20 protein-coding genes are annotated in these 26,082 nt (G+C 70.1%); 14 read left to right on the top strand and 6 right to left on the bottom strand.

What is annotated here, in order from left to right; all coding sequences use genetic code 11:
- Positions 1-116: 116 nt before the first annotated feature.
- On the top strand, positions 117-1,103 hold the full coding sequence (locus tag RUR49_RS20200; protein ID WP_409148233.1) for a DUF1835 domain-containing protein: 987 nt from the start codon (positions 117-119) through the stop codon (positions 1,101-1,103).
- On the opposite strand, the gene RUR49_RS20195 is transcribed toward RUR49_RS20200, so the two are convergent.
- Positions 1,084-2,472, bottom strand: coding sequence for a glycosyltransferase family 4 protein (locus RUR49_RS20195; protein WP_409148232.1), 1,389 nt, complete (start codon positions 2,470-2,472; stop codon positions 1,084-1,086). The two genes, RUR49_RS20200 and RUR49_RS20195, sit on opposite strands and share 20 nt — an antisense overlap.
- 177 nt (positions 2,473-2,649) lie before the next feature.
- Between RUR49_RS20195 and rfbC the strand changes: the two genes are divergently transcribed.
- From rfbC to RUR49_RS20160, 7 genes are all read left to right on the top strand, one after another.
- Entirely contained in the window at positions 2,650-3,219 is a 570-nt protein-coding gene (rfbC, locus tag RUR49_RS20190; RefSeq protein WP_409148231.1) for a dTDP-4-dehydrorhamnose 3,5-epimerase, read from the top strand.
- Positions 3,220-3,360: 141 nt separating this feature from the next.
- Positions 3,361-6,519 (top strand): glycosyltransferase family 2 protein, encoded by a 3,159-nt coding sequence (locus RUR49_RS20185; RefSeq protein WP_409148230.1) that lies wholly within the window; start codon positions 3,361-3,363, stop codon positions 6,517-6,519.
- Between the two features lie 10 nt (positions 6,520-6,529).
- On the top strand, positions 6,530-7,345 hold the full coding sequence (locus RUR49_RS20180) for a hypothetical protein (RefSeq protein ID WP_409148229.1): 816 nt from the start codon (positions 6,530-6,532) through the stop codon (positions 7,343-7,345).
- The gene (locus RUR49_RS20175; protein WP_409148228.1) at positions 7,342-8,205 is read left to right on the top strand and encodes an ABC transporter permease; all 864 of its coding nucleotides are present in this window, start codon (positions 7,342-7,344) and stop codon (positions 8,203-8,205) included. Before RUR49_RS20180 ends, RUR49_RS20175 begins: the two co-directional genes overlap by 4 nt.
- Positions 8,206-8,374: 169 nt before the next feature.
- A complete protein-coding gene (gene galU, locus RUR49_RS20170) occupies positions 8,375-9,256 on the top strand; it encodes a UTP--glucose-1-phosphate uridylyltransferase GalU (protein WP_409148227.1) in 882 nt (293 codons plus the stop codon).
- A 100-nt stretch (positions 9,257-9,356) separates the two neighbouring features.
- Entirely contained in the window at positions 9,357-9,851 is a 495-nt protein-coding gene (locus RUR49_RS20165; protein WP_409148226.1) for a hypothetical protein, read from the top strand.
- A gap of 254 nt (positions 9,852-10,105) precedes the next feature.
- Positions 10,106-12,799, top strand: a complete 2,694-nt coding sequence (locus RUR49_RS20160) for a glycosyltransferase family 2 protein (RefSeq protein WP_409148225.1) — start codon at positions 10,106-10,108, stop codon at positions 12,797-12,799.
- Positions 12,800-12,814: 15 nt separating this feature from the next.
- On the opposite strand, the gene RUR49_RS20155 is transcribed toward RUR49_RS20160, so the two are convergent.
- Complete coding sequence (locus RUR49_RS20155; protein WP_409148224.1) at positions 12,815-14,386, bottom strand: ArnT family glycosyltransferase; 1,572 nt, start codon at positions 14,384-14,386, stop codon at positions 12,815-12,817.
- Between the two features lie 140 nt (positions 14,387-14,526).
- On the opposite strand from RUR49_RS20155, the gene RUR49_RS20150 reads away from it, so the two are divergent.
- Positions 14,527-15,360 (top strand): phosphodiesterase, encoded by an 834-nt coding sequence (locus RUR49_RS20150; RefSeq protein ID WP_409148223.1) that lies wholly within the window; start codon positions 14,527-14,529, stop codon positions 15,358-15,360.
- Between the two features lie 11 nt (positions 15,361-15,371).
- Here RUR49_RS20150 and RUR49_RS20145 read toward each other — a convergent pair whose 3' ends face one another.
- From RUR49_RS20145 to RUR49_RS20130, 4 genes are read right to left on the bottom strand one after another with little or no spacing between them, the layout of a single operon-like run.
- Entirely contained in the window at positions 15,372-16,139 is a 768-nt protein-coding gene (locus RUR49_RS20145) for an SDR family NAD(P)-dependent oxidoreductase (protein ID WP_409148222.1), read from the bottom strand.
- A 35-nt stretch (positions 16,140-16,174) separates the two neighbouring features.
- Entirely contained in the window at positions 16,175-17,011 is an 837-nt protein-coding gene (locus RUR49_RS20140) for an MBL fold metallo-hydrolase (protein ID WP_409148221.1), read from the bottom strand.
- A gap of 11 nt (positions 17,012-17,022) precedes the next feature.
- Positions 17,023-17,481 carry a cyclic nucleotide-binding domain-containing protein gene (locus RUR49_RS20135; protein WP_409148220.1) on the bottom strand — a complete coding sequence of 153 codons (459 nt, stop codon included), beginning with the start codon at positions 17,479-17,481 and terminating at the stop codon, positions 17,023-17,025.
- Positions 17,478-20,129, bottom strand: coding sequence for an ATP-binding cassette domain-containing protein (locus tag RUR49_RS20130; RefSeq protein WP_409148219.1), 2,652 nt, complete (start codon positions 20,127-20,129; stop codon positions 17,478-17,480). The genes RUR49_RS20135 and RUR49_RS20130 overlap by 4 nt, the downstream gene beginning before the upstream one ends.
- Positions 20,130-20,532: 403 nt before the next feature.
- On the opposite strand from RUR49_RS20130, the gene RUR49_RS20125 reads away from it, so the two are divergent.
- The 5 genes from RUR49_RS20125 to RUR49_RS20105 are packed head-to-tail and all read left to right on the top strand — an operon-like array spanning position 20,533 to position 26,081.
- Positions 20,533-21,744, top strand: coding sequence for a glycosyltransferase family protein (locus tag RUR49_RS20125; RefSeq protein WP_409148218.1), 1,212 nt, complete (start codon positions 20,533-20,535; stop codon positions 21,742-21,744).
- A 25-nt stretch (positions 21,745-21,769) separates the two neighbouring features.
- Positions 21,770-23,005 (top strand): glycosyltransferase family 4 protein, encoded by a 1,236-nt coding sequence (locus RUR49_RS20120; protein ID WP_409148217.1) that lies wholly within the window; start codon positions 21,770-21,772, stop codon positions 23,003-23,005.
- Positions 23,006-23,009: 4 nt separating this feature from the next.
- The gene (locus RUR49_RS20115; protein WP_409148216.1) at positions 23,010-24,164 is read left to right on the top strand and encodes a glycosyltransferase family 4 protein; all 1,155 of its coding nucleotides are present in this window, start codon (positions 23,010-23,012) and stop codon (positions 24,162-24,164) included.
- Positions 24,152-25,318: a glycosyltransferase family protein gene (locus RUR49_RS20110; RefSeq protein ID WP_409148215.1), complete on the top strand. Its 1,167-nt coding sequence runs from the start codon at positions 24,152-24,154 to the stop codon at positions 25,316-25,318. The genes RUR49_RS20115 and RUR49_RS20110 overlap by 13 nt, the downstream gene beginning before the upstream one ends.
- A complete protein-coding gene (locus RUR49_RS20105) occupies positions 25,308-26,081 on the top strand; it encodes a polysaccharide deacetylase family protein (RefSeq protein WP_409148213.1) in 774 nt (257 codons plus the stop codon). The genes RUR49_RS20110 and RUR49_RS20105 overlap by 11 nt, the downstream gene beginning before the upstream one ends.
- Position 26,082 lies beyond the last annotated feature (1 nt).

Genomic DNA, 26,082 nt, shown 5'->3' with positions numbered 1-26,082 from the left:
CCACGAATCGCCCTCGCAGCCCGCCCCCTTGCCCGCGACGGCACGCACTGCCATCGTGTCCACCCCCTCGCGACGTTGCGCACGACGCGCACGATCGCCGCACCGACCGAAGAGCCGTGACCGTACTCATCGTGACCAACGGCGACGTCGCAGGCTCGACCCTCGCCGCACTTCGCCCTGACGCCGAAGTCCTGCCCTGGCGGGACGTTCTGCACGAGGGGCCGGTACCCGAGACCGAGGACGCCGCCGAGCTGCGGCGCGTGCGGGCCGCCCATCTGGCGGCCGCGTTCCGGCGCAGCGAGGCCGAGGTTCTCGCCGACCTCGAGCAGCGGGACGCGACGGTCGCCGGCGCCGCCCGCTTCGAGCGCATCGAGCTCTGGTTCGAGCACGACCTCGCAGACCAGTTGCAGCTGCTGCAGGTGCTGGACGCGTTGTCGGAATTGCCGTCACGACCGCCGATCCTGTCGCTGCAGGCCCGCGTCCACCTCGGTCCGCTGCCGGCGGAGCGCCTCGGTGCGCTGGCGGCGCGGCTGCGGCCGGTGGACGAGGAGACGCTGGAGGACGCCGCGCGACGCTGGGCGGCCTTCCGCGAGGCCACGCCGGTGGATCTCGCGGACTATGCCGAGGTGGAGGCCGATGGCCTGCCGTTCATGGGCGACGCCCTGCGCCGCGCCCTCGAGGAACTGCCGCGTCCGGGCGACGGGCTGTCGCGCACCGACCGGCAGATCCTCTATTCGATCAACCGTGGCGTCGACCGCGTCGGCATGCTGTTCGCCCGCGTGCTCGCCATGGAGGAAGCCGCCTTCCTCGGCGACTGGTCGTTCTTCCGCCAGCTCTCCGAGCTCGCCTTTGCCCGCCCGCCACTGCTGGTCGGCCTGCCCGAGCCGTTCGGCGCGGCGGTGATCGACGACGACGCGCGCCGCAAGGCCTTCGTGACGGCCCGCGTCAGCCTCACCGAGGCCGGCCGCGACGTGCTGGCCGGCCGCTCCGACCGCGTCGCCCTGATCGGCATCGACCGCTGGCTCGGCGGAACCCACATCACGGCGCCGACGCCGTGGCGTTACGATGCCGAGGAGGCGCGGCTCATCGAGCCGGAGGCGTGAGCGGGCCGAGCACGGTGGACCGCACCGCCGCGAAGTGGGCCGCCCACGTCGGTGCCCGGTAGCCGGCGATGCGCGCGCACTGCGCCGCGCGCCGCGCGGAGCCGTCCTGCGCGTAGTCCTCGATGGCGTCGAGCCAGGCCGGGCCGTCGAGCGGATCGAGCAGGTCGGCATAGCCCTCGGCGATCTCCTCGTGGGCGGGGATGCGCGAGGCGATCACCGGCACGCCGACGGCGAGCGCCTCCGCGACCGGCATGCCGAAGCCCTCGACCAGCGAGGGCATCAGCACCGCCCGCGCGCCGGCCATCACCACCGCCAGCGCCTCGTCGGAGAGCGACCCCGCCTCCAGCACGTGCTCGCGCGCCGCCGGCAGCCGCTCCAGGAGGTCGATGACGCTCTCGATCTCCCAGCCGCGCCGGCCGACGATGACGAGCTTCGGCGTCGCTGCGCCGTGGCGCTCGGCCAGCCGGCGCCAGAGATTGAGCAGGAGGAGGTGGTTCTTGCGCGCCTCGATCGTCGAGATCACCGCGAAATAGGGCGGCACCCCGGCCGCAAGACGGGCGGGCGGACGCGGCGGCGCGTCGGGAATGCCGAGGTGGGAGACGACGATCGGCGGCTCCCCGGCGGCGGGCCGGCGGCCGGCGGCAACGAGATGCGGCGCCAGCCGCTCGGCGGTGTCCCGCGAGTTGGCGACGATGGCGTCGGCGATCTCGGCGACGGTGGCGATACGGCGGGCGTGCTTGGCGTCGTCGCCGGGGCGCGCGTACTCGGGATAGTCGAGCGGGATCAGGTCGTGGACGAACACCACGGCGCGCACCGGCCCGGCCGCCTTCAGGCGCCGAAACGGCTCGGGGCGGTGCAGGTTGTGATGGGAGACGTGGACGTAGACGACGTCGCGCCCCGCCGAAGCCGCCGCGGCGATCAGCGGCTCGAGCGCCTGGCGGGCGAACACCTGGACGGGGTTCTGCAGCACCCGCCCGAACGGGTCGATGGCGAAGCGCACGATCGCGGAGGCGCTGTCAAAGGCACCGGGCTCCGAGGCCGCCGGGTCGCGCCCGCCCGCCGCCGGTGCGTCGACCCCGAGGAACCGCGCCACCCGGGCGAGGCCGGCGTCGGTCTCGCTGCGATCGGTCCGGCCTTCCCACCGCCGCCCGACCAAGTCGACGAGGGCCCTGCCGAGGCTGTCGGGGACGAGGCGCACGCGGGCGCCGGCAACGGCGACGAAGCGGAGTTCGATACCCACCTCGGCGATCAGCCAGCGCGCATAGGCGAGTTCGACGCGGTCGATGCCGGTCGGCGCCGTGCGGGCGATGCGGGCGATGAGCCGCGAGATGTCGAAAAGCACCAGCGGTGCGGCCGTCGGCTTGTCCACGCTTCTGTCCGCCCGCTTGTCCGCCCGGCCGCAGCGGCGGATCGGCCGCCCGCGTCGCGCCTCGCCCGTGTCGCGCATCGGCCCGGGGGCGTCAAGCGAGCGGGGTTGACCCGGGCCGACCGCTGATCGACAAAGCGGCCGTCCGCGGCTGCGCCCCCGTCTCATGCAGGTCGAATCATGCAGGTCGAACGGCTGTCGATCCCCGACGTGATGGTGCTGACGCCGAAGCGCTTCGGCGATGCGCGCGGTTTCTTCGTCGAGACCTGGAGCCGGCGCGTCTACGCCGACGCGGGCATCGACGTCGACTTCGTCCAGGACAATCACTCCCTGTCGCGTACCGCCGGCGTGATCCGCGGCCTGCACTTCCAGACGGACCCGTCGCCGCAGGGCAAGCTCGTGCGCGTCGTGCGCGGCAGCATCCTCGACGTCGCTGTCGACGTTCGCCACGGCTCGCCGAGCTTCGGCCGCTTCGTCAGCGCGGAGCTGTCCGCCGAGAACGGCCGCCAGATGTGGGTGCCGGTCGGTTTCGCACACGGGTTCTGCACGCTGGAGCCGGACACCGAGGTGATCTACAAGGTCACCGGCTACTACGATGCCGCGGCCGACAAGGGCCTCGCCTTCGACGATCCGGACCTCTCGATCCCCTGGCCCGTAGCGTCGGAACAGGCCACGGTCTCCGACAAGGACCGGCATCATCCACGGCTTGCCGCGCTGCCGGTTCACTTCCGCTACCGCCCGGCGTCCTGACGGCGCAGTTGCGCCGGGGCGGCGTTTGAATTATCCGCCGGGGATCGGCGTGACCGCGATCCGCGCCGGCGCTGCAGCGGTGGGCCGCGTCCGGTCGGTGAGCCCACGGCGTTCGCCCGATGCGGAGCCGCCGGGCGCCTTGTGACCTGGGTCTTTTGGGGCGAAATGGACGGTGCACCGCAGTGGTCGATTTCGGCTCGCCTCGTCACGATGCGCGAGATCGAACAGACCGTCGACGGGTTCCGGGCCACAGGCCACGACCCCCGCATCATCTGTGATCTCGCCCAGCCGCAGCCGCCCGGCTGGTATCTCGTCGAGCTCGATGTGGAGACCGACGTCGATTCGCTTTCGCGCGTCTTCGTCGATCTCGGCAAGGGCTTCGGCGAGCACAGCGGGACGGTGCTGCGGACAGGTAGCGACGGCACCCGGCGGGCGGTGTTCCGCTCGCCCAAGCGCTTCCGCCGCATTCGCATCGATCCCTGCGAAGCGGCCGTAACCTTCCGCATCACCGACGTCCGCTTCGAGGCGATCGAGGCGACGAGCGCGCTCGGACAGCGGCTGCGGCTCGATTCCGGCATGGAGATCCTCGCAGATCCGACGCGGCCGGTGACGACCCGGACGATCTCACCGCGGGTCGCCCGCGCGATCCGACCGGTGCCCGGCGAGATCGTCGCGAGCCAGGACTGCGAGTGGGAGGGCTCGGTCCTGCGCATGACCGGGGCTGCGCCGGCCGTGACGATCCGGCTCGCCCAGTCGATGCGCCGGGGCTGGCACGGCATCGTGCTGCGCGCCGAGAACGACGCGGGCGCCGAGGTGACACTGTCGTTCGGCTTCGTCGGTGGCGTCTACAACTGGACGCGGGTGAAGCTCGACCGCAGCCCCGACGGCCTTCACACCACCTGGGTCTACCTGCCGACGCGCGTCGTGCGCCTGCGCATCTGGGCGACCGGCGAGACCGACGGCATGACCATCAACCGGCTGGAGACGACGCCGGCCGGGAAGCCCTGGGGGGCGGTGCACCGCCGCCGGACGCGGTCCGGCATCCTCATCGTCGATCAGAAGGCCCAGGAGGCGGCACGACGCCCCCCGTGGGCCGTGCAGGCGACGCTGGAGGAGAGCCACGACATCGAACCCGTCGGCTCCGGCTTCCGGGCCCTGTCGCACCGCGCGTGGTTTCAGCTGCGGTTCAACGCCCCGCTCGTGCCCGGCTGGTATCGCGTCGAGGCCCGTATCCAGACCGACCCGATGGTGCGCCCGCGCGTCCGCTTCGACTTCGGCGACGGACCGGAAGGACTGCCCATCCGCCTCGCCCGCGAGCATCCGCCGATGTTCTCGGCCTTCTGTCGCGTGCCGAAGCCGCTGCAGGCCCTGCGCTTCGAGCCGTGCGATCACCCGACCGGCTTCGTCGTCGACACCTTCGCGGTGCGCAAGATCCCGTTCTGGAAGGTGGCACGGCGGGCGCTCGGCTCGGCCATCAAGCACTTCCGCGCCGACCCCGTCCGGTTCCGTCGCTTCGTGCGCGACGCGGCGATGTCGATCATGCAGCCGAAGCGGGTGGAGAACTTCTCCAGCGCCTCGAGCCTCTACTGGGCCTCGAGCAACCGCGACATCCGCTACAATCTCTGGCAGGCGAGCTTCGACTATGACGAGCACCGCCACCGCGCGGGCGTCACCGAGCGGGCCGCGGCGCTGACGGCGCGGCCCCGGTTCTCGCTGCTGATGCCGCTGTCGACGGGCCGCCTGCCGCTGGTCGAGGCGGCGATCACCACGGTCACCGAGCAGATCTGGCCCGACTGGGAGCTGTCGATCGCGCTTGATCGCGACATCGACCCGGACGTGGCGGAGCTGTGCGACACTTGGAGCGCCCGCGATCGCCGCATCCTGGTTCGCCGCGTCGCCGCCGGATCGGGCGTCTCGGCAGCCGCGAACGCGGCGCTCGCCGCCGCCACCGGCACGCATGTGGCGGTCATCGGCGAAACGGAGCGACTGCGGCCCCATGCGCTCGCCGAGCTCGCGCTGGCGCTCGATACCCGGCCGGATGCCGAGGTGATCTACGCCGACGAGGACACCCTCGACGAGGACGGCGGCCGCAGCGACCCGCACTTCAAGCCGGCCTGGAGCGAGGACCTGTTCCGCTCCTGGAACTATCTCGGGCGCCCGACCCTGCTCAACATCGCGACGGTGCGGGCGGCGGGAGGCTTCCGCCGTGCCGTCGAAGCGGCGCAGGAGTTCGACCTCTTGTTGCGCATCATCGAGCGCGTCGACCCGGCCTCGATCGTCCACCTGCCAAAAGTGCTGTGCCACCGCTACGCCGGCCAGCGTCCGGAGACCCCGGGCTCGACGGCGAGCGAAGCCTTCGGCGCCGGCCGCGTCGCCCTCGAGGAGCACCTGCAGCGGGCGGGTATCCAGGGCTCGGTGCTCGCCGTGCCGGAGTTCCCCTCCTACCGGGTCCGGCGCGCGGTTGCCGCCCCCGCCCCGGCCGTGACGCTGATCGTGCCGACGCGCGACCGGCCCGACCTGCTGCGGCCGTTCCTGACCTCACTGTTCGAGCTCACCGACTATCCCAACTTCAGCCTGGTGCTGATCGACAACGGCACCGTCGACACCGAGGCGCTGGGGCTGCTGTCGGCGGCCGGGGAACGCGACAACGTCACGGTGGTGCGCGACGAATCGCCGTTCAACTACTCGCGCCTCAACAACCGCGCCGTCGCCCTGGCGGAGAGCCCGCTGATCGGGCTCCTCAACAATGACGTCAAGATCACCCACGCCGACTGGCTGACGGAAATGGTGAGCCACGCCCTGCGGCCGGACATCGGCTGCGTCGGTGCGAAGCTCTTCTACCCCGACGGTCGCATCCAGCACGCCGGCGTCGGCCTCGGCATCAGCGGCGTCGCCGGCCACGTCCATCACCTGTTCCCGCGCGATTCCACCGGCTACTTCGGACGGCTGTCGGTCGTGCACGACTTCTCCGCCGTCACCGGCGCGGTGATGGTGATGCGCAAGGCGGTCTACGAGGAGGCCGGCGGCCTCGACGAGACCAACCTGACGGTCGCCTACAACGACATCGACCTCTGCCTGAAGATCCGCCAGAAGGGCTACCGCATCCTCTGGACCCCCTTCGCTCGGCTGATCCACTACGAATCGGCCTCACGCGGCCTCGACATGGCGCCGGAAAAGCGCACCCGCTACGAGATGGAGGTCGCCTACATGCGGGCCGCCTGGGGCGTGACGTTGATGACCGACCCGTTCTATTCGTCGAACTTCGATCTCAACCGACCCGACTTCATGCCGGCGACGTGAGCGGCCCGGCATGCCTCCCCAGCCCGGCCGCCGGATCGTCTTCCTCCACCTCTTCAAGTGCGGCGGCACCACGGTGATCGAACGGCTGCGGTCGCGCCTCGGCGCGAGCGCTGTCCTGCACGTCAAGGACGTCCACGCCTTCGATGCGTCGCTGCGGGAGAACCCGGCGGCGCTTGCAGATCGGAAGGCGGTGGTGGGCCACCTCAGCCTGCCGCTGCTCGAGACGCATTTCGCCGATTGGGCCTGGGTGACCGTTCTTCGCGACCCAGTCGACCGGATGCTGTCGCAGTATCACCACTTTCGTCGGGAAGCTGGGGCCTTCGGGGCAATGGGCGACGAGGCGGGCGACGATCACGGATTCCGTGTCCGCTTCTGCGCCGAGAATGACCTCCTGGCGTTCGCCACGAGCGAGGATCCGCGGTTGACCGTCTACACGCGCAACTACATGACGCGGAAGCTCGCCGGCGTCACCCGCCGCAGGCGCTCGCAGCTCGGCGAGAAGGCGCGCGCGACGGCCATCGCCAATCTGCCGCGCTTCGCCGCCGTCGGCACCACCGATACCCTGGACGAGACGTTCCTGCCCGCTCTCGACGACATGATGGGCCGGCGCCCCAACCTCGTCGACCGCCTCCGGCCCCGCGCCAATGTCTCCGCCGCGCGTCAAGGTCGCCGCCCGCCTCTCGATGACGCGGCACTCGATGCGATCCTCGCCCACAATGCCGCCGACATCGCACTCTATGCGGCGGCGCGATGGTTCGATGCGACGCGGCGGCAGCCGGCGTCGCTGCCGTCATCTGTCGACCCGCATCAGGGGGAGCGGCCATGAGCCTCGTTTCCGCCGCACCCCCGATCCAGACGACGACACCACCCGAAACGCTTCCGATCCCCGGCTATCGCGGCAACGAGGGCATCGGCGCGGCGCTGGCGACGCAGTTCCGTGTCATCTGGGCGCTGACGCTGCGCGATTTCCGCACGAAGATCCTTGGCCACAAGCTCGGCGCGTTCATGGCGCTCGCCGAACCGTTCTTCTTCGTGCTGTCGGTCTCCTTCGCCGTTTCGTTCATCGACAAGCAGGCGAAGATCGGCACCAGCTTCATCCTCTTCTTCGCCACCGGCGTCATCCCGTTCAACTCCTATCGCCGCGTCGCCAAGGAAGTCCGATCCTCGATCAAGCGCTACAAGAAGTGCCTGTACATCCCGATCGTGCGCCCGATCGACCCGTTCATCGCCGCCGCCATCATCCAGCTGCTCCTCTATATCGTCATCTATTTGGTATTTTTTGTCGGGTACTATCTCGTCAATGGCTATGGGCTGCCGCACGATTGGGGTGCGACCTTCTTCCCGCTGGTGATTTGTGCGCTGCTGGGGCTCGGCAGCGGCCTCATCAACACGGCGATCTGCTCGTATTTCCCTCCGTGGGACAAGTTCTTCGCCATCCTGATGATGCCGCTGTTCCTGATCTCCGGCGTGCTGCACCCGCTGCATACGTTCCCGAGCTATGTTCAGGACATTCTCTACTGGAACCCGCTGGCGCATGCCGTGGTAGCGTCCCGGAACGGGTATTACGACATCTACGAATACCCCTTCTATGATCCCTACTACTTCGTCGGCTTCTCCGTGACGACCCTGTTCATCGGACTGGTTGCGGAGCGCTTCGCGCGCCGGCGCATTCTGGAGACGTCGTGACGGGTGCCCGGGCGCCGCGGCAACGAAGTCTCCACCACGTCGGCAACTCCTCCCCGTCCGGCAGCGTTGGCTCCTGGCGTGGCCTTGCGGGGGCCGCAGAGGTGTCGATAGTGCTGACGGTGTGCGACGGGCTGATCGCACCCGAAAAGAGCGGCAGGGGAGGCTGGGAGTGAACAAGGCACCGATCAGGAAAGCTGTGGTACCGGTGGCGGGCCTCGGGACGCGTTTCCTCCCCGCGACGAAGTCGATGCCGAAGGAGATGCTGACGGTCGTCGACCGTCCGGTCATCCAGTACGTCTTCGACGAGGCCCGCGCGGCTGGCATCGAGCACATCGTCTTCGTCACCGGCCGCAACAAGGCGGTGATCGAGGACCACTTCGACATCGCCTACGAGCTTGAGGATACCCTGCGCGAGCGCAACAAGCGCGACGCCCTGGCGATCCTCGAAGCGGCCCGGCCATTGGCGGGTCAGACGAGCTTCACCCGGCAGCAGGCCCCGCTCGGCCTTGGGCACGCGGTTTGGTGCGCGCGCGAGATCATCGGCCGGGAACCGTTCGCGCTGCTGCTGCCCGACGTCCTCATCAAGGCGGACCGCGGCTGCCTCTCGCAGATGATGGACGTCTATGCCGAGCGTGGCGGTAATGTCATCGCCGTCGAGCCCGTCCCGGAGGACCAGACGCACCAGTACGGCGTCGTCAAGATCGGTGCCGGCGGCGACCGGGTCTATGACGTAACGGGAATGGTGGAGAAGCCGCCGCGCGGCACCTCCCCCTCCAATCTCATCATTACCGGCCGCTACCTGCTGCAGCCCGAGATCTTCGACCTCCTCGAGACGCAGGAAGCCGGAGCGGGTGGCGAGATCCAGCTGACCGACGCGATGCTGCAGCTGATGAAGACACAACCCCTGACGGCGCTGGAGTTCGAAGGCCGCACCTACGACTGCGGCTCGAAGATCGGCTTCCTGATGGCCAATCTCGCCTATGCCGCGACCCATCCGGAGCTCGGCGCGGAGTTCCGCGCCACCGCCGGGGAATACCTCGCAGCCCTCTGATGCACCCGCGGCGGGGGCGGTGGACAGCCCGCAGCGCTTCCGCCATCCTCCGCCGCGCCGGACCGAACTCCTGGACCCCTGCCTGCACCGGAAGTCCCAAATGTCGCGATCGTCGCCCCTGCCCCGATACGCACTCGGGCTCGCCAGCCGCGCCCCTCTCACCGTCGCACTGACGGCTGCGGCGTTCCTCTCCGTCTCCGCGCTCGGCGGGCCGGCCTTCGCCCAGGACGACGAGTTCCCCGGACCCGACAGCCCCGAATGCACATGGGCGGGCGAGCGCATTCTGAGCCTGCTGTGGCGGGACGACATCCGCACGGCGACGGACTTCATCGACCTCTACGATCGCTTCGATTGCCCGTCCGAGCACATTCCCGCGGCCTTCCGCTGCCTCGTGAAAGTGGGTGTCAGCCCCGAGCAGGGCGATCCCGGCCTGCCAACCCGCGCCAACGCCTGCTGGGCCAACCCGGCCGTCGATCCAGCCTCCCTGCAACCGGCCGCCGCACCGTCGGCCGAAGGTGGCGAAGCGCAGGCGCCGAGCGACGCACAGCCGGCGCCGGAGGCGCAGCCGGCCGGCGAGCAGCCCGCGGCGCAGTGACGCGGATCGACGGCTCCTCTCGCATCGCAGCATTCGTGATACGAGATTAGGCGAGGGCCTGCAGCGGGGCACCGGGCCGTTTCTCACGAGGCGGCACCGGAAACGCGGCTGGCGCCCGAAAAACTCCAATATCTTCAGGCTCTTTCTGCCTCCTTCGCTGCGGCATCCCTCTCCGGGCCGCAGCGGCAGCGGCAGGAACCGAAGCCGCGCGAATTCGTTCTCTCAGCCTCGAGCTCTCGAGGAGCGGTGGATCCATGGGCTTCGTCGGTAAGTTGCGGCGCGCGATGCCGGTTGCATTCGTCGCAGTGGTGGTGGCCGTCCTGGCCCACGGCGCGATCTGGCTCATCAATGGCGAGGAAGTAACCCCGCCGGACGTCAACGGGAAACTCGAGAGCGTTTCCTTCTCTCCCTACGACGCCTCTCAGAACCCCGAAGACGGTGACCTCGTCACGCCGGAGCAGATCCGCGCCGACATGGCGGTGGTGGCTCCCTACGTCAAGCGCATCAGAACCTATGCGGCCACCGGCGGCCTCGAGCATGTTCCTGAAATTGCCGCTGAATTCGGCATCAAGGTAACGCTCGGCGCCTGGATCGACCTCGACGAGGAGCGCAACGCGCGCGAGATCAAGACGGCGATCGACCTCGCCAACAAGTTCCCCAACACCGTCGAGGCCATCGTCGTCGGCAACGAGACGGTCCTGCGTGGCGAGAAGACCGGCGCCGAGATGGCCGAGCTTCTGCGCAAGGTCCGCGGCGAGAGCCCCGTGCCGATCACCACGGGCGACATCTGGTCGACGTGGCTCGAAAATCCGGAGATGGCCGGCGCGGTCGATTTCGTCGCCGCGCACATGCTCGGCTACTGGGAAGGCGTGCCGCGCGAGAGCGTCGTCGAGCATGCGGTCGAAGCCTACAACCGGCTGCGCACCACCTTCCCCGGCAAGCACATCGTCGTCGCAGAGTTCGGGTGGCCGTCCGGCGGATACAACATGAAGGCGGCCGAGCCCGGCCCGGTGGCACAGGCGGAGATTCTTCGCGCCTTCGTCAGCCGCGCCCGCGATCTCGGGATCGACTACAACATCATCGAGGCCTTCGATCAGCGCTGGAAGGTGAACGAAGGCTCCGTCGGTGCCTATTGGGGCCTCTTCGACGCCGAGCGTAATCTCAAGTTCGATCTCGCCGGCACCATCACCGAACCGAACAAGGAGCGCATCGCCGGCGCTGCCCTGCTCGTCGGCACGCTGCTGTCGCTCTTCGTCTTCCTGCTGAAGCGACCGACCTTCCTGCAGGCGATGGTCATGGCCTCGGCAGCGCAGTGCGTCGGGGCCTGGCTCGCGATCACGATCGCCCACCCGCTGTCGCACTATCTCGTCGTCGGCAGCGCCGTGATGTGGGTGGCCGGCCTGATCCTGCTGGTGCCGCTCGCCCTGTTGTCGCTCGCGCGCATCGAGGAGATCGCCGCCGTCGCGCTCGGCCGTCAGCCGGCGCGCCTGCTGGCCGAAGCGACGCCTCTGCCGGATCCGCAGCCGCGCACGGTGCCGCTCGTGCCGGACGTCCCCTCGGTGGCCGCCGCTCCCTATCTGCCGAAGGTCTCGATCCACATTCCAGCCTACCGCGAGCCGGCGGAGATGCTGAAGCAGACCCTCGATTCCGTCGCCGCCCTCGACTACCCGAACTTCGAGTGCGTGGTGGTGGTCAACAACACGCCCGATCCCGCGCTGGTGCTGCCGGTGGAGGCGCATTGCCGCGCGCTCGGTCCTCGCTTCAAGTTCATCAACGCCGAGCGGGTGGACGGCTTCAAGGCCGGCGCCCTGCGCCTGGCGCTGAACGAGACGGCCGAGGACGCCGAGATCGTCGCGCTGCTGGATGCCGACTATGTCGTGCAGCCTGATTGGCTGAAGGACCTCGTCCCGCACTTTGCCGACGCGCGCGTCGGGCTGATCCAGGCGCCGCAGGACCACCGCGACGATGCCCGCAGCCTGTTCCACCGCGTGCTGAATGCCGAATATGCCGGCTTCTTCGATATCGGCATGGTGCAGCGCAACGAGTCGAATGCCATCGTCGTGCACGGCACCATGTGCCTGATCCGGCGCGTCGCCCTCGACGAGGCCGGCGGCTGGTCGAGCGACACCATCACCGAGGATACCGATCTCGGGCTGTCGATCCTCGAACGTGGCTGGACGGCGCATTACACCCGCCGCCGCTATGGCCACGGCCTGCTGCCCGACGACTACCAGTCGTTCAAGACCCAGCGCCACCGCTGGGCCTATGGCGGGCTGCAGATCTGCCGCAAGCACTGGCGTCGCCTGCTGCCCAACCGCTCGCGCCTCGCCGGACCGCAGCGCGCGGAATATCTGATCGGCTGGATGAACTGGCTCGGAGCGGAGACCCTCGGCGTCGCCGCTGCGCTCCTCAACCTGATGTGGGTGCCCGTCGTCGCCTTCGCCGGCATCGCCCTGCCCGACTCCGTCCTGACGCTGCCGGTGGTGATCGTCTTCCTCGTCAACATCCTCCACTTCTCGCTGCTCTATAAGCTGCGGGTGCGGATGCCGATGCGCTACGCGGTCGGTGCGGCGATCGCGGCGATGAGCCTGCAGCTCACCATCGCCCGGGCCGTGACGCTCGGCCTGTTCAAGGACACCCTGCCCTTCCTGCGCACCGCCAAGGGCGCGAAGAAGAACGCCGTCGGCGCCTTCCCGGCGAAGTGGGAGGCGATCATCGGCTCCCTCCTCGTCGCCGGCGCCGCGCTGCTCTGGTTCACCAACAGCGACGAAGTCCGCGAGATCTACGTGTTCGCGCTCGTGCTGATCGTGCAGTCCCTGCCCTTCCTGGCGACGGTGAGCATGGCGCTGCTGGAGCGCCGCTGCCTGCGCCAGCAGGCGGCGATCGACGCTGCGGCGCCGGCACTCACGCCTGCCACGGTCGCTGTCGAGACGGCCGCAAACGCCTGACGGGCATAGCTCCGTTCAGCGAGAGGCGCTGTCTCGTGCCGGCAGGTCGCGGAAGTCGCGGCCGATGAAAAGGCGCAGGCGCGCCGCTTCGCCACCGATCGGACCGACATCGACGGTGCCGAACGGCTCGATCGAGGCAAAGGCTTCGGCGTACTGCGCGACCGGGTCGCGGCGGCTGCCGGGCGGCAGCACGATCAGCACCTCGGCACCCAGGAAACTCTCGGCCGGATGGACGACGCCGTACTGGCGGGCGTCGCTGCACAGGCAGAAGACGGGAAGAGCTCCCCCGAGGGCGTAATCGACCTTGCCTGCAGCGTGCCATTGCGGCGCCGCCACGACGAGGTCGGGCCGCCCCAGCATGCCGCGGCGACGCAGCGCCTCGCGCAGGGCCGTCCAGTCGGTCGCCTGCAGCGCCGGCTGCTCGCGCTCCAGCGCCGGCACCAGCCGCGACAGCATGCCGGTTCGAACCTCGAGAGACACGAACGCGAGCCCGGCGACGACGAGGCCCGCGGTGGCGAGCGCCGTCGCCCGCAGCCAGAGGGCGTCGCGATGGCGGTCCAGCAGGTCGCCCAGCGCCGCAAACAGCAGCAGATAGCCAGGCGCCGCCCAGTGGAACAAGGGCAGCTTGCCGGACCACAGCGCAACGACCGTAAAAAGCACGATCGGCGGCAGCGCGAGGCAGAGCAGGAACCAGCTCTTCGGGTCGCCGCGGCCCCGCCGTACGAGGCCAACCATGGCCACCACGAGGCCCGCGAAGATCCACGGCAGCAGGAACAGCGCGGCCCCGCCGAGGACGGCAAGGGGCCCCCACGGCCGGAAGGTCTCGAACGCGGCCCGTCCGCCCTGGAAACCGATCGAGGTCGCGCCGGTCTGCAGCGTCCAGGCGATCAGCGGCAGCGCCACCACCAGGGCCGCGGCGAGGCCGAGCCAAGGGTGGGGCTTCAGCAGCCACATCCGGTGGCGCGGCGACGTCAGCAGGAAGAGCGGTAGTCCCGCCAGCGTCAGCACGGCGCTGTACTTCGACATCACCGCAAGACCGGCGCAGAGACCCGCGAGGATCCACCAGCCGAGCGGGCGCGCCGAGCGGCCGAGGACCGCGTGGGCGCCCGCAAGCGCGAAGCCCGCCAGCGCGAAGTCGAGCGGGCCGTCCGGCAGCACCCAGGTCGCGCTGGTGACGCCGAGCATCGGTGCGAGCGTCAGCGCGGCGGCTGCCCAGACACCCGCCCGCGGGCGATAGAGGAGCGCCGTCAGCCGGTAAACGAACCAGGTGGTGAAGGCGAACAGCACCACGAACGGCAGGCGGACGATGAACGGCGCTTCGCTGAAGGCCGCCAGCGCCGCCCCGCGAGAGAGCCACCACGACAGCGGCGGGTGGTCGAAGTAGCTCCACCCGAGCGTCCGCCCGGCGGCGACCATGTAGCTCTCGTCGATGCCGAGGCCGATGGCGCCGGCAAAGGCGAGCCGCACCGCGGTCGCGACGAGGATGATGATCAGGACCGTGAGGTTGGCGCTCCGCCACTCCGGCCGGTCGTCAGCGGCGGACGGGACGGCCGTTCCGCCGGCGGGAACCCCTGCCTCGCCGCTCATGCTCATGACATCCGATCGTCCGGGGAGCGGCTGGAGAGGCCCGCCTCGGCCTCTCGCCGAGGCCGCCTTTGCGTGATAGCCGTCGCTTTGCAGCGGCGTCAACGCCACGCCGCCGCCGCTTCGGGACCTCGGGGTGAGACATGATCCTGATCGCGCAGATATCCGATCTGCACCTTCGCCCGCGCGGGCTGCCCGCGCTCGGCTTCGTCGATACCAATGCGCTCGCCCGGCGTGCCGTAGCGACCCTTCTGGCGCTCCGCCCGGTGCCGGCGGCGGTGCTGGTGACGGGCGACATCGCCGACAGCGGCGATCCGCGCGAATACGCCATGGCGCGCGAGATCCTGTCGGCCCTGCCGATGCCGGTCCACGTCATCCCCGGCAACCACGATCGGCGCGAGGCCATGCGCGCGGGCCTTGCCGACACCGGCTGGATCGGGCCCGGCGGCAGCGGCGCGATCAACTACACCGCCGATGTGGGCCCGCTGCGGCTCGTCTGTCTGGACAGCCTCGTCGAGGGACGCGCGCTCGGCGAACTCGGCGCGGACGGCCTCGCCTGGCTCGACGCCACGCTGGCGTCGGCGCCGGACCGGCCGACGCTGGTCGCGCTCCACCACCCGCCGTTCCGGACGGGGCTGTCGCATATGGACTCGATCCTGCTGCGCGACGGGGCGGCGATGGACGAGGTCGTTCGCCGCCACCCCCAGGTCGGCCGCGTCGTCTGCGGCCACGTCCACCGCGCCATCACGGCAGCCTTCGGGGGAACGCTGGCGATGATCGTGCCGGGCGTCGCCCACCAGGTGGCGCTCGATCTCGCCGATTCCGCCACGGCGCTGTTCGTGATGGAGCCGCCCGCCTATTTCGCCCACACCTGGACGGCGGAGACGGGCTTCGTCAGCCACCTGCAATATGTCGAGCGTTTCCCGGGACCCTACGACTTCGGCCTGGCCGAAGGAGCAAGCCGGCCCGGCTCCTGACCGGCTGCCGGCTACCGCGGCGCCATCCGGATGGCGCCGTCGAGGCGGATGGTCTCGCCGTTCAGCATCTCGTTCTCGCAGATGTGCGCGACGAGGGCGGCGTACTCGGCCGGGCGTCCGAGCCGCGACGGGAACGGCACCTGGCGGCCGAGAGATTCCTGCACCTCCGCCGCCAGCGCCGCCAGCATCGGCGTCTCGAAGATGCCCGGCGCGATCGTCATGACGCGGATGCCGTTCTGCGACAGGTCGCGCGCGGCAGGCAGCGTCAGCGCGGCGACGCCACCCTTCGAGGCGGCGTAGGCGGCCTGGCCGATCTGGCCGTCGAAGGCGGCAACGGAGGCCGTCGAGACGACGACGCCGCGTTCGCCAGAGGCCGTCACCGGCTCGAGCCCCGCCATGCCGGCCGCCGCCTGCGACAGGCAACGGAACGTGCCGCCGAGATTGACGAGGATGACCTTCTCGAACAGCGCGGTCGAGTGCGGACCAGAGCGTGACAACGTGCGGGCCGCGGGTGCGATGCCCGCGCAGTTGACGAGGATCCGCTCCTGCCCGTTCGCCGCCCGCGCCGCCTCGAAACCGGCAGCGACGCTCGTATCGCTGGTCACGTCGACCTCGCAGAAGACGGCGCCGATCTCCGCCGCGACCGCCTCGCCGCGGGCGCGGTCGAGATCGAACAGCGCGACCCGGACGCCTCGCGCCGCCAGGGTGCGGGCCGTCGCCGCACCGAGGCCCGACGCCCCGCCGGTCACGACGGCACTGATGTCCCTGCCGAGTTCCATGTCGCCTCTCTTGATTGCGTCGCCGGATGGCGACCTCAGTCCGCCGCGTCCACCACCAGCCCCTCGCGCGCCACCAGCGCGCCAGGGTCGGCAGCCTGCACGTCCTCGGTCAGGCGGTCGAGATCGTCGTCGGTGCGCACCGGGTCATGATGGAAGATCACGGTGCGGCGGACACGGGCGCGGGCCGCGAGCGCCAGCCCCTCCTGCCAGGTGGAGTGTCCCCAGCCGACGCGCTTCGGATATTCGCTCTCGTTGTACATCGCGTCATAGACCATCACGTCCGCCCCCTCGACGAAGGCCGTGACGGCGGCGTCGATGTCCGGATCGCCATGCTCGTGGTCGGTAATGATGCAGAGGCGCCGGCCGGCATGATCGAAGCGGTAGCCCGTCGCCCCGCCGGGATGATTGAGGCGAACCGTATCGACGCGGACGCCGCTCGGCAGGTCGATGCTCTCGCCGGCGTGGAAGGAGCGGAACCGACACGCCTTCAGGGCCGCGGTTGGCACCGGGAAGATCGGCGGCGACATCAGACGCTCGAGAATGTCCTGGTGGGCGCCGGCGCTGGCGACATGGCCGGCCCACAGGCGGATGTCGTAGTTCGGGTCGTAGGCCGGCACGAAGAACGGCAGGCCGCAGATGTGGTCCATGTGGGAATGCGTGAACAGCAGGTCGGCGCCCGCCGCGCCCTGGCGCATCAGTTCCATGCCGAGCCAGCGGGCACCCGAGCCACAGTCGACGATGACGCGCTCGGCGCCCACCATCACCTCGAGGCAGGTGGTCTCGCCGCCATAGCGGACAGTGAGCGGCCCTGGTGCCGGCAGCGAACCGCGCACGCCCCAGAATCGGATGGTCAGGCGATCGTCTGGGGCCACCGGTTGCCGCCTCAGCGCCCGGCCGCAGCCGCGCGGACCTGGGCGAGGTCGCGCGTCGTGCGCTCGAGCCGCTGCGCGAGGACGCGCATGATCTCCAGCGACATTTCAGGGAAGTGGCTGAGAAGCTTCAGGAAGCTCTCCTTCGAGACGGCGAGTGCGTTGAGATCGGTCGCAGCGACCACCGAGGCGGTCCGCGGCACGTCGATCAGGATCGCGATCTCGCCGACGATGTCGTTCTCCTTGACCTTCGCGACGGCCTGCTCGCCTTGCGGCGTCCGCACGAGGATGTCCGCCTCGCCGGACAGGATGATGTAGGCGGCGTCGCCGCGCTCGCCCTGCTCGCACAGACGCTCGCCCGGCCGGAAGCTGATCCGCTCGCTCATGAACGCGAGCAGCCGCAGCTTCGTCGGGTCGATGCCCCTGAACAGCGGCACGCGCCGCAGTGCCTCGACCTCGCCGTCCAGGCTCACGCCTCGACCTCCCCCTTCTGGCGCGCCCCCGCCCCGTTTGGCGGCGCCGCAGGTTCATCTTCGAAAGCGGACACGACGGTATCGTATGTGCCCTCGGCCACCAAGCGACCAAAGCGCAGCGCGTAGTAGCTGTCGAGGCCCCTCAGCGAGAATGGTTGACTGGCGCCGAAGATGGCGGTCCGGCCCTCGAGCCGCCGGCGCACGGCGGAAAGTTGCGAGGCGTCGTCGATGCAGTCGTCGAAGAGCGCCAGGACCGGTCGCTTGACGAGGGCGCGAGCGACGCCGATGCGCCGGCGCTGACTGCTCGTCAGCCGCGAGCCGGCGACGCCCACCTGGAACTCGAGGCCGGCGCGAGCGACCGGCTGTCGCAGGCCGAGTTCCGACACCGTATCGCTGACGAAGGCGTCAATGCGCTCGCGCGCGCCGCGACGGTCGACGCGAATCTTGCCGAACAAGAGATTGTCCTCGATCGTCAGCGACGCGATGTAGACCTCCGGGTCGAACGGAACGTACCGCCCGGAGCCGTCGTCGAGCTTGCGCCGGAACAGGTCGCGCCCGGCGATGATCTTCTTTTCGAGATCCGGGCTGATCTCGGCGATGCGGTGCCGGGACGGAACGATCCGGAAGGCGAGGCCGATGAAGGCCGCCTTGTCCGCCGCCGGAAGCGACGACGTTCCGGACGCCTTCATCCGCTTCAGCCGTGCCTCGTAGGCGGGCAGTTCGTCCATGGCGATGAACGAATAGGTGCCGATCAGGCTGTCGTCGCCCCGCATGGTCGAGAACAACTCGATCATCGTCTCGGCCACCGACACGCCGAGCGCGACGAGGTCGTCGGACAAGCCAGCCTCGTCGAGCGTCGCGGCAACGACCGGATCGGCGGGGATCGAACCGATCGCCATCGTCGGCTCGGTCGGCAACGCGAACAGCACGTTCTCGGCGATGGTTGCGCTGAGGTTGAGCCGGTCGGGGTGCCACAGCTCGACGAGATCGCCGACGTCGCCGTTCGTGCCGATCCGCTCGACGATCGCCCGCCGCGCCGAAAGCACGCGGCCGACGAGATCGCCATCGACGGCCGGGTCGATCCGCGCCTGCAGTCCCATGTGATAGATGTCGTCACCGAGGCCGACATCCGCAAGCGTCTCCATCACGAGATCGTCGAGGGCGGCCGTCGTCTCCACGCCGGCCGCAGAGAGATCGTCCCACGGCGACAGGAAGTCGAAGGGCGTGCTGTCGGTCGCCGCGGCTTCCAGGGCGCGCCGCTTCGCCTCCGCCGCCTCGACCTCCGGGGGCCCGAGCGGCCGGTGGCGAAGCCCGTATATGACGTTGGTGCGGATCGTCTCGTTGAAGACGTGCGGTGCCGGGCCGACATAGGCGACCTGCCGCCCGAGGACGGATTCCGGCAGCCCGTCGACCGAGCGACCACCGACTTCCACCTTGCCGGCGCTCGGCGACATCAGGCCCGCGACCATCTGCATCACTTCGGTGCGTCCGCTGCCGTCGCCCCCGACGAGGCCGACATGACCGCCCTCGGGCACTTCGATGCTGACGCCCTGCACCTCCGGCTTCGCCGCATTGGCGCCCCCCACCAGCCCGGCCAGCACCAGGGGGCCGGCCAGCGCCACATCGTCCGCCGGGTCGGCGAGCAGGCGATCCGGCGGGTAGATCTCGACCGGATCGAAGTTCTCGACGATCGTCTCGTACTTCACCTGCACGTTTGACATGTTCTGGTAATAGTCGAGCAGTTCCTTCCACGGACTGGCGAGGTCCTTGTAGGCGGCGAGCACCGCCACCAGCGCGCCGAACGAGATCGAACCCTGGATCACCAGGATGCCGCCAATGAGATAGAAAAGAAATGGCGGAAGCTGGTTCATGAAATTGTTCACGAACTTGATCATGTACTTCCGCTTGTAGATCTCAAAGCGAATGTTGTAGTTTTCAAAAAGACGATCTGAAATATTGGACAGATGCCACGCGCTGGTATCGTTGGCGTGAACGTCGATCGTGCCGCCGACGCTCTCGCCGATGCGATCGGAAATGCGGCGGACGTTCTTGATGCGCTCGCGCGACAGGATGATCACGCGGCGCTGCAGCTTCGGAATGATGTAGGCCTGGACAGGATAGAGCGAGATCGCAGCGAAGCCCAGCAGCGGGTCCTGCATGAAGATGAAGAACAGGTAGACGAGTAGCGTGCCGCCCTGGAAGGCCGGCACCGCAACCGCATCGCCGATGAAACCGCCCAGATCCTCCACCTCGGCGGTGATCATCGGGATCAGTTCGCCCGACGAGACCTTGCGGAAATGCGCCGGGCGAAAGCGAAGCACCTGAAAATACAGCTGGTGCCGCAGGCGCCGCAGCATCCGCTCGCCGACGATCCCCTTGTACAAGTTGAGGACATACTTAATGACGTTGTTGGCGACGACAAGCGCCAGGAATATCATGCAGAGAAGGACGAGATAGGGTATCTGCTCGAACTGATAGCCCATAAAGGACTGCGGAAACTGCTCGCCCTGGATCGCATTGTTGACGATCCATTTCGGCACTTCGAGCGACATGTAGACGAGTGGGAACGAAAAGACGGTAATCAGCAGGATGAACAGCTGCTGCCGCCAGCTGAAATGCCAGATGAACCCGAAAAGCGTCTTCTGCATACTCGTCGTCCGTTTCGGCCACCAGCGACCGGGCGACCCGGTGCGCAGGAGGGGCCGGCCTGGACGACGGTGAACTCCGACGGTCCTGCGCACCCCGCGGCGCGAACCTTGACACCGGCCCGCCGCAGGATGCAACGGCCGTTGAACAGAAGCCCCGCGCGGTGCAGGTTTTGCCCGACCCGGCGCGGCGGCGCTTTACGAGGATGCCGGTTCGGGACTAGGCTCATTCCGACGCAGAACGGACCGCGTCGCGCACGCAATCTCCCGCCGTCGCATGTCAGCGACCGACGGGCGCAGCCGGAGGAAATTCCGACCCGGGGGGGCGGCGGACCGGCCATCTCCCTTTGCATCGCCCCAGCCGCGACGAGGCCCCTGCGGGTCGCGCGCCGAACCCCTGCAGAGAATGTTCCCGAAAACGCCGAAGGTCCTCATCTACAGCCATGACTCGTTCGGCCTCGGGCACTTGCGCCGTTGCCGCACGATCGCGCATGCGCTGGTGGACGAGTTCCCCGACATGTCGGTGCTGATTCTGTCGGGCTCACCGATCATCGGCAGCTTCGATTTCCGCACCCGCGTCGACTTCGTGCGCATCCCCGGCGTCATCAAGCTGCGCGACGGCGACTACACCTCGCTCAGCCTGCGTCTCGACATCGAGGAGACGCTGGCAATCCGCGCCTCGATCATCGAGCACACCGCGATGGTGTTCCGCCCGGACGTGTTCCTCGTCGACAAGGAGCCGCTGGGTCTTCGCGGCGAGGTGCGCGCCACCCTCGAGAAGCTCGCCACCATCGGCACGCGCTGCGTGCTCGGCCTGCGCGACGTCATGGACGACGCCGACCTCCTGCAGGAGGAGTGGTCGCGCAAGGGCGTGCCGGCGGCGCTGCGCAGCCTCTATGACGAGATCTGGGTCTACGGCCTGCCGGAAATCCACGATCCCCTCGCCGGCGTCGGCGTCAGCGATGCTGTCAGGCGCAAGGCGCTGTTCACCGGCTATCTGAGGCGAGAGCTGCCGCACGCGGCGGCGGCGACCTTCCGCTCGCCGTTCGGCGAGGATCCCTACATCCTCGTCAGCCCCGGCGGCGGCGGTGACGGCGTCGAGCTGATCGACTGGGTGATGCGGGCCTACGAGGCACGGCAGCGGCCTCTGTTTCCCGCCGTGATCGTGCTCGGCCCGTTCATGGACTCGGAGCACCAGGCGGGCTTCATGGAGCGCGCCAGCCACCTGCGGGAGGTGCATGTCATCGACTTCACGCCGCAGATTGAGCCCCTCCTCGACGGCGCGACCGCCATCGTCGGCATGGGCGGCTACAACATCTTCTGCGAGATCCTCTCCTTCGACAAACCGACGCTGCTCGTGCCGCGCGTCGTGCCACGCCGCGAGCAGGCGATCCGCGCCGCCCGGGCGGAAGAGGTCGGGCTCCTGCGCGTGCTGCCGATCGAGCAGTACCCTGACGTCGGCCTGATGACCGACGCACTCGCCGAGTTGCCCCGTCAGGCGCCGCCGTCGCAGAGCGGTCCGCCGAACCTGCTCGGCGGCCTCGACGTCATCAAGGGCCGGGTCGGCGAGTTCCTGGCCGACCGTCAGCGGATGCGGCGCACCGCCGCGCTGCTCTGATGGCCCCGCGGGCGCGCCGGCGGCCATGACCCGCATCGCCGTCGTGGTGAAGGGTTATCCGCGCCTGTCGGAAACCTTCATCGCCCAGGAGATCCTCGGGCTCGAGCGCCGCGGCCTCGACGTGCTGATCGTCTCGCTGCGCCGGCCGACCGACGGCGCCGTGCACCCGGTTCACCGGGAGATTCGCGCCGAGGTCCTCTATCTCCCCGAATATCTCAAGGACGACCCGCCGCGTGTCGCCGCCGGTCGCCGCGCCGCCGTCTGCCTGCCGGGCTACGAGGATGCTCTCGCCGCCTACGAACGCGACCTCGCTCGCGACCGCTCGGCGAGCCGCCGGCGCCGCTTCGGCCAGGCCTGCGTGCTTGCCGCCGAGCTGCCGGCCGACATCGACAGCCTCTACGTCCATTTCCTCCACACCCCCGCCTCGGTGACGCGCTACGCGGCGATGATGCGGGGGCTGCCCTGGTCGTTCTCCGCCCACGCCAAGGACATCTGGACGTCGCCGGACTGGGAGCTCGCCGAGAAGATCGCCGACGCCGACTGGGGCACCACCTGCACGGCGGTGAATGCCGCCAAGCTGCGCTCGCTTTCCGACCGGCCCGAGAAGGTCGCCCTCGTCTACCACGGGCTCGACTTCGCCCGCTTCCCAGCGCCGACGGCGAAACCGGCCGACCGCGACGGGCGACACGCGCCGGTGACGATCGTCAGCGTCGCCCGCGCCGTCGAGAAGAAGGGGCTCGACGACGTGCTGCGCGCACTCGCGCGTCTGCCGGCGGAGCTCGACTGGCGGTTCGTCCACATCGGCGGCGGCACCCTCGTGCCGCGCCTGAAGGCCCTCGCCGAACGGCTCGAGATCGCGGATCGCGTCGACTGGCGCGGCGCGCAGCCGCAATCGGTGGTCATCGCCGCCTGCGCGGAGGCCGACATCTTCGTGCTGGCGAGCCGGGTGACGCGCAGCGGCGACCGCGACGGCCTGCCCAACGTGCTGATGGAGGCGCAGGCGCTCGGCCTCGCCTGCGTCTCGACGCGGGTCTCGGCGATCCCCGAGGTCATCGACGACGGCCGGACCGGCGTGCTGGTCGAGCCGCGCGACCCCACCGCCCTCGCCGCCGCGCTCGAGCGGCTGATCTGCGATACGAAGACGCGCGCTGCCCTCGCCGAGGCCGGCTCGAAGGCGGTCCGCCAGCGCTTTTCGACGGCCCCCGGCCTCGACCGCATCGTGGCGCTGCTGCGGGGCGACCGCAGCGCCGCCGCCGCCTGAGGCGGTGTCTGCCGCCACGCTCATGCACGTCGCGCTCTATGCCCCGATGAAGCCGCCCGACGATCCCCTCCCCTCCGGGGACCGGCAGGCCGTGCGGATGATCGTGCGGGCGCTCGAACTCGCCGGCCATCGTACCGAGGTGGCGTCGCGGCTGGTGAGCTGGCTGCCGGCTCCCGATGCCGCCGCCGATGCGCGCCAGCGCGCCGAGGCCGCCGTGGAGGTCGAAAGCCTCCTCGAGCGATGGCAGGCCGGCAGCGCCGAGCGTCCCGACCTCTTCCTCACCTACCATCTCTATCACCGGGCCCCCGACCGCATCGGGCCGGCCGTCGCGGCGCGGCTCGGCATCCCCTACGTCGTAATCGAGGCGAGCCGGGCCCTGAAGCGCGCAACGGGCCCGTGGGCGGAGCGCTTCCGCGAGGTCGACACGGCGCTCGCTGCCGCCGACGCGGTCGCCGCCATTCATGCCGAGGACGCCGAGGGCCTCGCCGCCGTGGTGCCCGAAGCGCGCCTGCACCGGCTGGCGCCGTTCCTCGACGCGGCACCGTTCCGGGCGGCAGCGGGCCGCTCGCCGTCGACAGGTGCAGTGCAGCTGCTCGCCGTCGGCATGATGCGGCCAGGCGACAAGGCGCGCTCCTACGCCGTCCTCGCCGACGCCCTCGCCCGTCTCGCCGACCAGCCCTGGCGGCTGTCGATCGTCGGTGACGGACCGGCCCGGCCGGAGGTCGAGGCCGCCTTCGCCGCCCGCGGCCTTGGTGCCGACCGCGTCTCCATCCTCGGGGCCAGGGCGAGTGAGGCGATGCCGGCGGTGTACGCGGGCGCCGACGTCCTCGTCTGGCCGGCGATCAACGAGGCCTACGGCTTCGTCTTCCTGGAGGCGCAGGCAGCCGGGCTGCCGGTGGTCGGCGCCCGCCGCGGCGGCGTGCCGGAGATCGTCCGCGAGGGCGAGACCGGCCTGCTCGCCCCGGAGGGCGACGCCACCGCTTTCGCCGGGTGCGTCGCCGCGCTGCTCGCCGATCCGTTGGCGCGCGCGCGCATGGGCGCCGCGGCGGCCACCCACATCGCAGCCCACCACGATCTGCCGGTGGCGGCGCGACGCCTCGACGCGATCTTCGCCGCGGCGATGCAGAGCCGGCAGGAGCGTGCCATATGCGCGCGCTGATCCATGTCCACCACCTGCTCGGCACGGGTCACGCCGTGCGCGCCGCCGCGCTCGGCCGCGCCCTCGTCGCCGCCGGTGTCGAGGTGGTGCTGGTCGCCGGAAACCGCCTGCCGCCGACGCTCGACACGTCGGGCCTCACCGTCGCCGAGTTGCCGCCGGCGCACGCCGCCGACGCGAGCTTCCGGACGCTGCTGCAGGAAAGCGGCGCACCGATCGACGACGGCTGGCGGCAGGAGCGCCGACATCAGCTGCTCGCCCTCCTGACGGAGGTGGCGCCCGACATCATCCTCACCGAGACCTTCCCGTTCGGCCGGCGGATGCTCGCCTTCGAACTCGAGCCGATGCTGCAGGCCGCGCGGGACCGCGCGTCGCGGCCGCTGATCGCCGCCTCGGTCCGCGACATCCTGGTGCGCAAGGAGGACGCCGCCAAGGAGCAGGCGATGGCCGAGACGGCACGCCGGCTGTTCGACCTCGTCCTCGTCCACGCCGACCCGCGGCTCGTGCGGCTCTCCGACAGCTTCCCCTTCGAGGCGGAGATCGCCGATCTCGTCTGCTACACCGGCTTCGTGCACGAGCCGAGCGGGCTGCTGCCACCAGCCGGTGACGGCGAGGACGAGGTCGTCGTCTCGTGCGGCGGCGGGCCGGTCGGTGCCGAACTGCTGCGGGCGGCCCTGGCGGCGCGCCCCCTGTCGAAGCTCGCCGGCGGCGCCTGCTGGCGCTTGCTGGTCGGTCGCACCCACGATGCGGCAACGCTCGCGGCGCTCGCGGCGCTCGCCGCACAGGCGGGCGACGGCGTCGTCGTCGAGCCGGCGCGGCCGGATTTTCCCGGCCTCCTCAAACGTGCCCGCCTCTCCGTCAGCCAGGCGGGCTACAACACCGTCCTCGACATTCTCGCCGCACGCGTACCGGCGGTACTGGTGCCCTTCGCGGAAGGGTCTGAGACCGAGCAGCGACAGCGGGCGGCGAGCCTCGCGAGCCGGGGCGTCGCCGAGGTGGTAGACCCCGAGGCGCTCACGCCGGAGAGCCTCGCCGCCGCGTGCGATCGCTGCCTCACGCGGCCGCCGGCCGGCCTGGAGGCCGACCTCGCGGGGGCGACGCGCAGTGCCGCGATCCTCATCGATGCGGCCCAACGGAGAGGGCGAGATGAACCTTGACGCACCGACCCTGGGCGAAGGCCTGCGCGGCCGGCTCGACGCGCTCGCCGCGGCTGGCCGTACGATCTCGCTGTGGTGGCGTGACGACGACGCCGCCCTCCCCGAGCCCGCGCTCGACCGCCTGATCGCCCTGTCCGACCGCCTGCAGCTACCGCTCGTCCTAGCCGTCATCCCGGAGCCGGCGCAGCCTTCGCTGGCGGAACGGCTCGCGCGGCCGGACGCAGTCCATGTCACCGTCGTTCAGCACGGCTGGCGCCACGCCAACCATGAGCCAACCGGCGCCCGCGCCGCCGAACTCGGCGGCGCGCGCCCGGTCGAGACGGTGTTGGGTGAGTTGACCGAAGGCCGTTCGAAACTCGCGGCCCTGTTCGGCCAGCGATTCCTGCCGGTGCTGACGCCGCCGTGGAACCGGGTGGACGCCGAGGTCGCGCGTCGGCGCGGCGAGGTCGGACTGCCCGGCCTGTCGACCTTCACATCGCTCGAGCGCGCCGGCCACCGGCTGGACCCCCACCTCGACCCGATCGTCTGGAAGACGACGCGCAGCTACATGGGCGACGAGCGGATGCTGATGCTGTTCGACGAGCAGGTCGCCGCCCGCACGGGCGAGGCCGCCGACGTGCCGATCGGCGTTCTCAGCCACCACCTCTCGCACGACGAGCCGGTGTGGGCCTTCCTCGAGGCCTTCCTCGCAACGACGGCCGGTCATCCGGCCGTGCGCTGGCCGTCACCACCGGCGCTGTTCGGCTTCGACGGCCCCGGCTGAG

Origin of the sequence: Pseudoxanthobacter sp. M-2, assembly GCF_046156265.1 — a bacterium.
Lineage (GTDB): Bacteria > Pseudomonadota > Alphaproteobacteria > Rhizobiales > Segnochrobactraceae > CAMDHY01.
Note: the sequence above shows the minus strand (reverse complement) of the source record. Positions and strands in the feature narration are given on the sequence as shown.

Excerpts from the sequence above, each read along its gene's own strand:
- RUR49_RS20120 (WP_409148217.1), top strand. The coding sequence starts at position 21,770 with ATGACCCGCATCGCCGTCGTGGTGAAGGGTTATCCGCGCCTGTCGGAA.
- RUR49_RS20105 (WP_409148213.1), top strand. The coding sequence starts at position 25,308 with ATGAACCTTGACGCACCGACCCTGGGCGAAGGCCTGCGCGGCCGGCTC.
- RUR49_RS20130 (WP_409148219.1), bottom strand. The coding sequence starts at position 20,129 with ATGCAGAAGACGCTTTTCGGGTTCATCTGGCATTTCAGCTGGCGGCAG.
- RUR49_RS20175 (WP_409148228.1), top strand. The coding sequence starts at position 7,342 with ATGAGCCTCGTTTCCGCCGCACCCCCGATCCAGACGACGACACCACCC.
- RUR49_RS20125 (WP_409148218.1), top strand. The coding sequence starts at position 20,533 with ATGTTCCCGAAAACGCCGAAGGTCCTCATCTACAGCCATGACTCGTTC.
- RUR49_RS20145 (WP_409148222.1), bottom strand. The coding sequence starts at position 16,139 with ATGGAACTCGGCAGGGACATCAGTGCCGTCGTGACCGGCGGGGCGTCG.
- rfbC (WP_409148231.1), top strand. The coding sequence starts at position 2,650 with ATGCAGGTCGAACGGCTGTCGATCCCCGACGTGATGGTGCTGACGCCG.
- RUR49_RS20180 (WP_409148229.1), top strand. The coding sequence starts at position 6,530 with ATGCCTCCCCAGCCCGGCCGCCGGATCGTCTTCCTCCACCTCTTCAAG.
- RUR49_RS20155 (WP_409148224.1), bottom strand. The coding sequence starts at position 14,386 with ATGAGCGGCGAGGCAGGGGTTCCCGCCGGCGGAACGGCCGTCCCGTCC.
- RUR49_RS20165 (WP_409148226.1), top strand. The coding sequence starts at position 9,357 with ATGTCGCGATCGTCGCCCCTGCCCCGATACGCACTCGGGCTCGCCAGC.
- RUR49_RS20110 (WP_409148215.1), top strand. The coding sequence starts at position 24,152 with ATGCGCGCGCTGATCCATGTCCACCACCTGCTCGGCACGGGTCACGCC.
- RUR49_RS20150 (WP_409148223.1), top strand. The coding sequence starts at position 14,527 with ATGATCCTGATCGCGCAGATATCCGATCTGCACCTTCGCCCGCGCGGG.
- RUR49_RS20160 (WP_409148225.1), top strand. The coding sequence starts at position 10,106 with ATGGGCTTCGTCGGTAAGTTGCGGCGCGCGATGCCGGTTGCATTCGTC.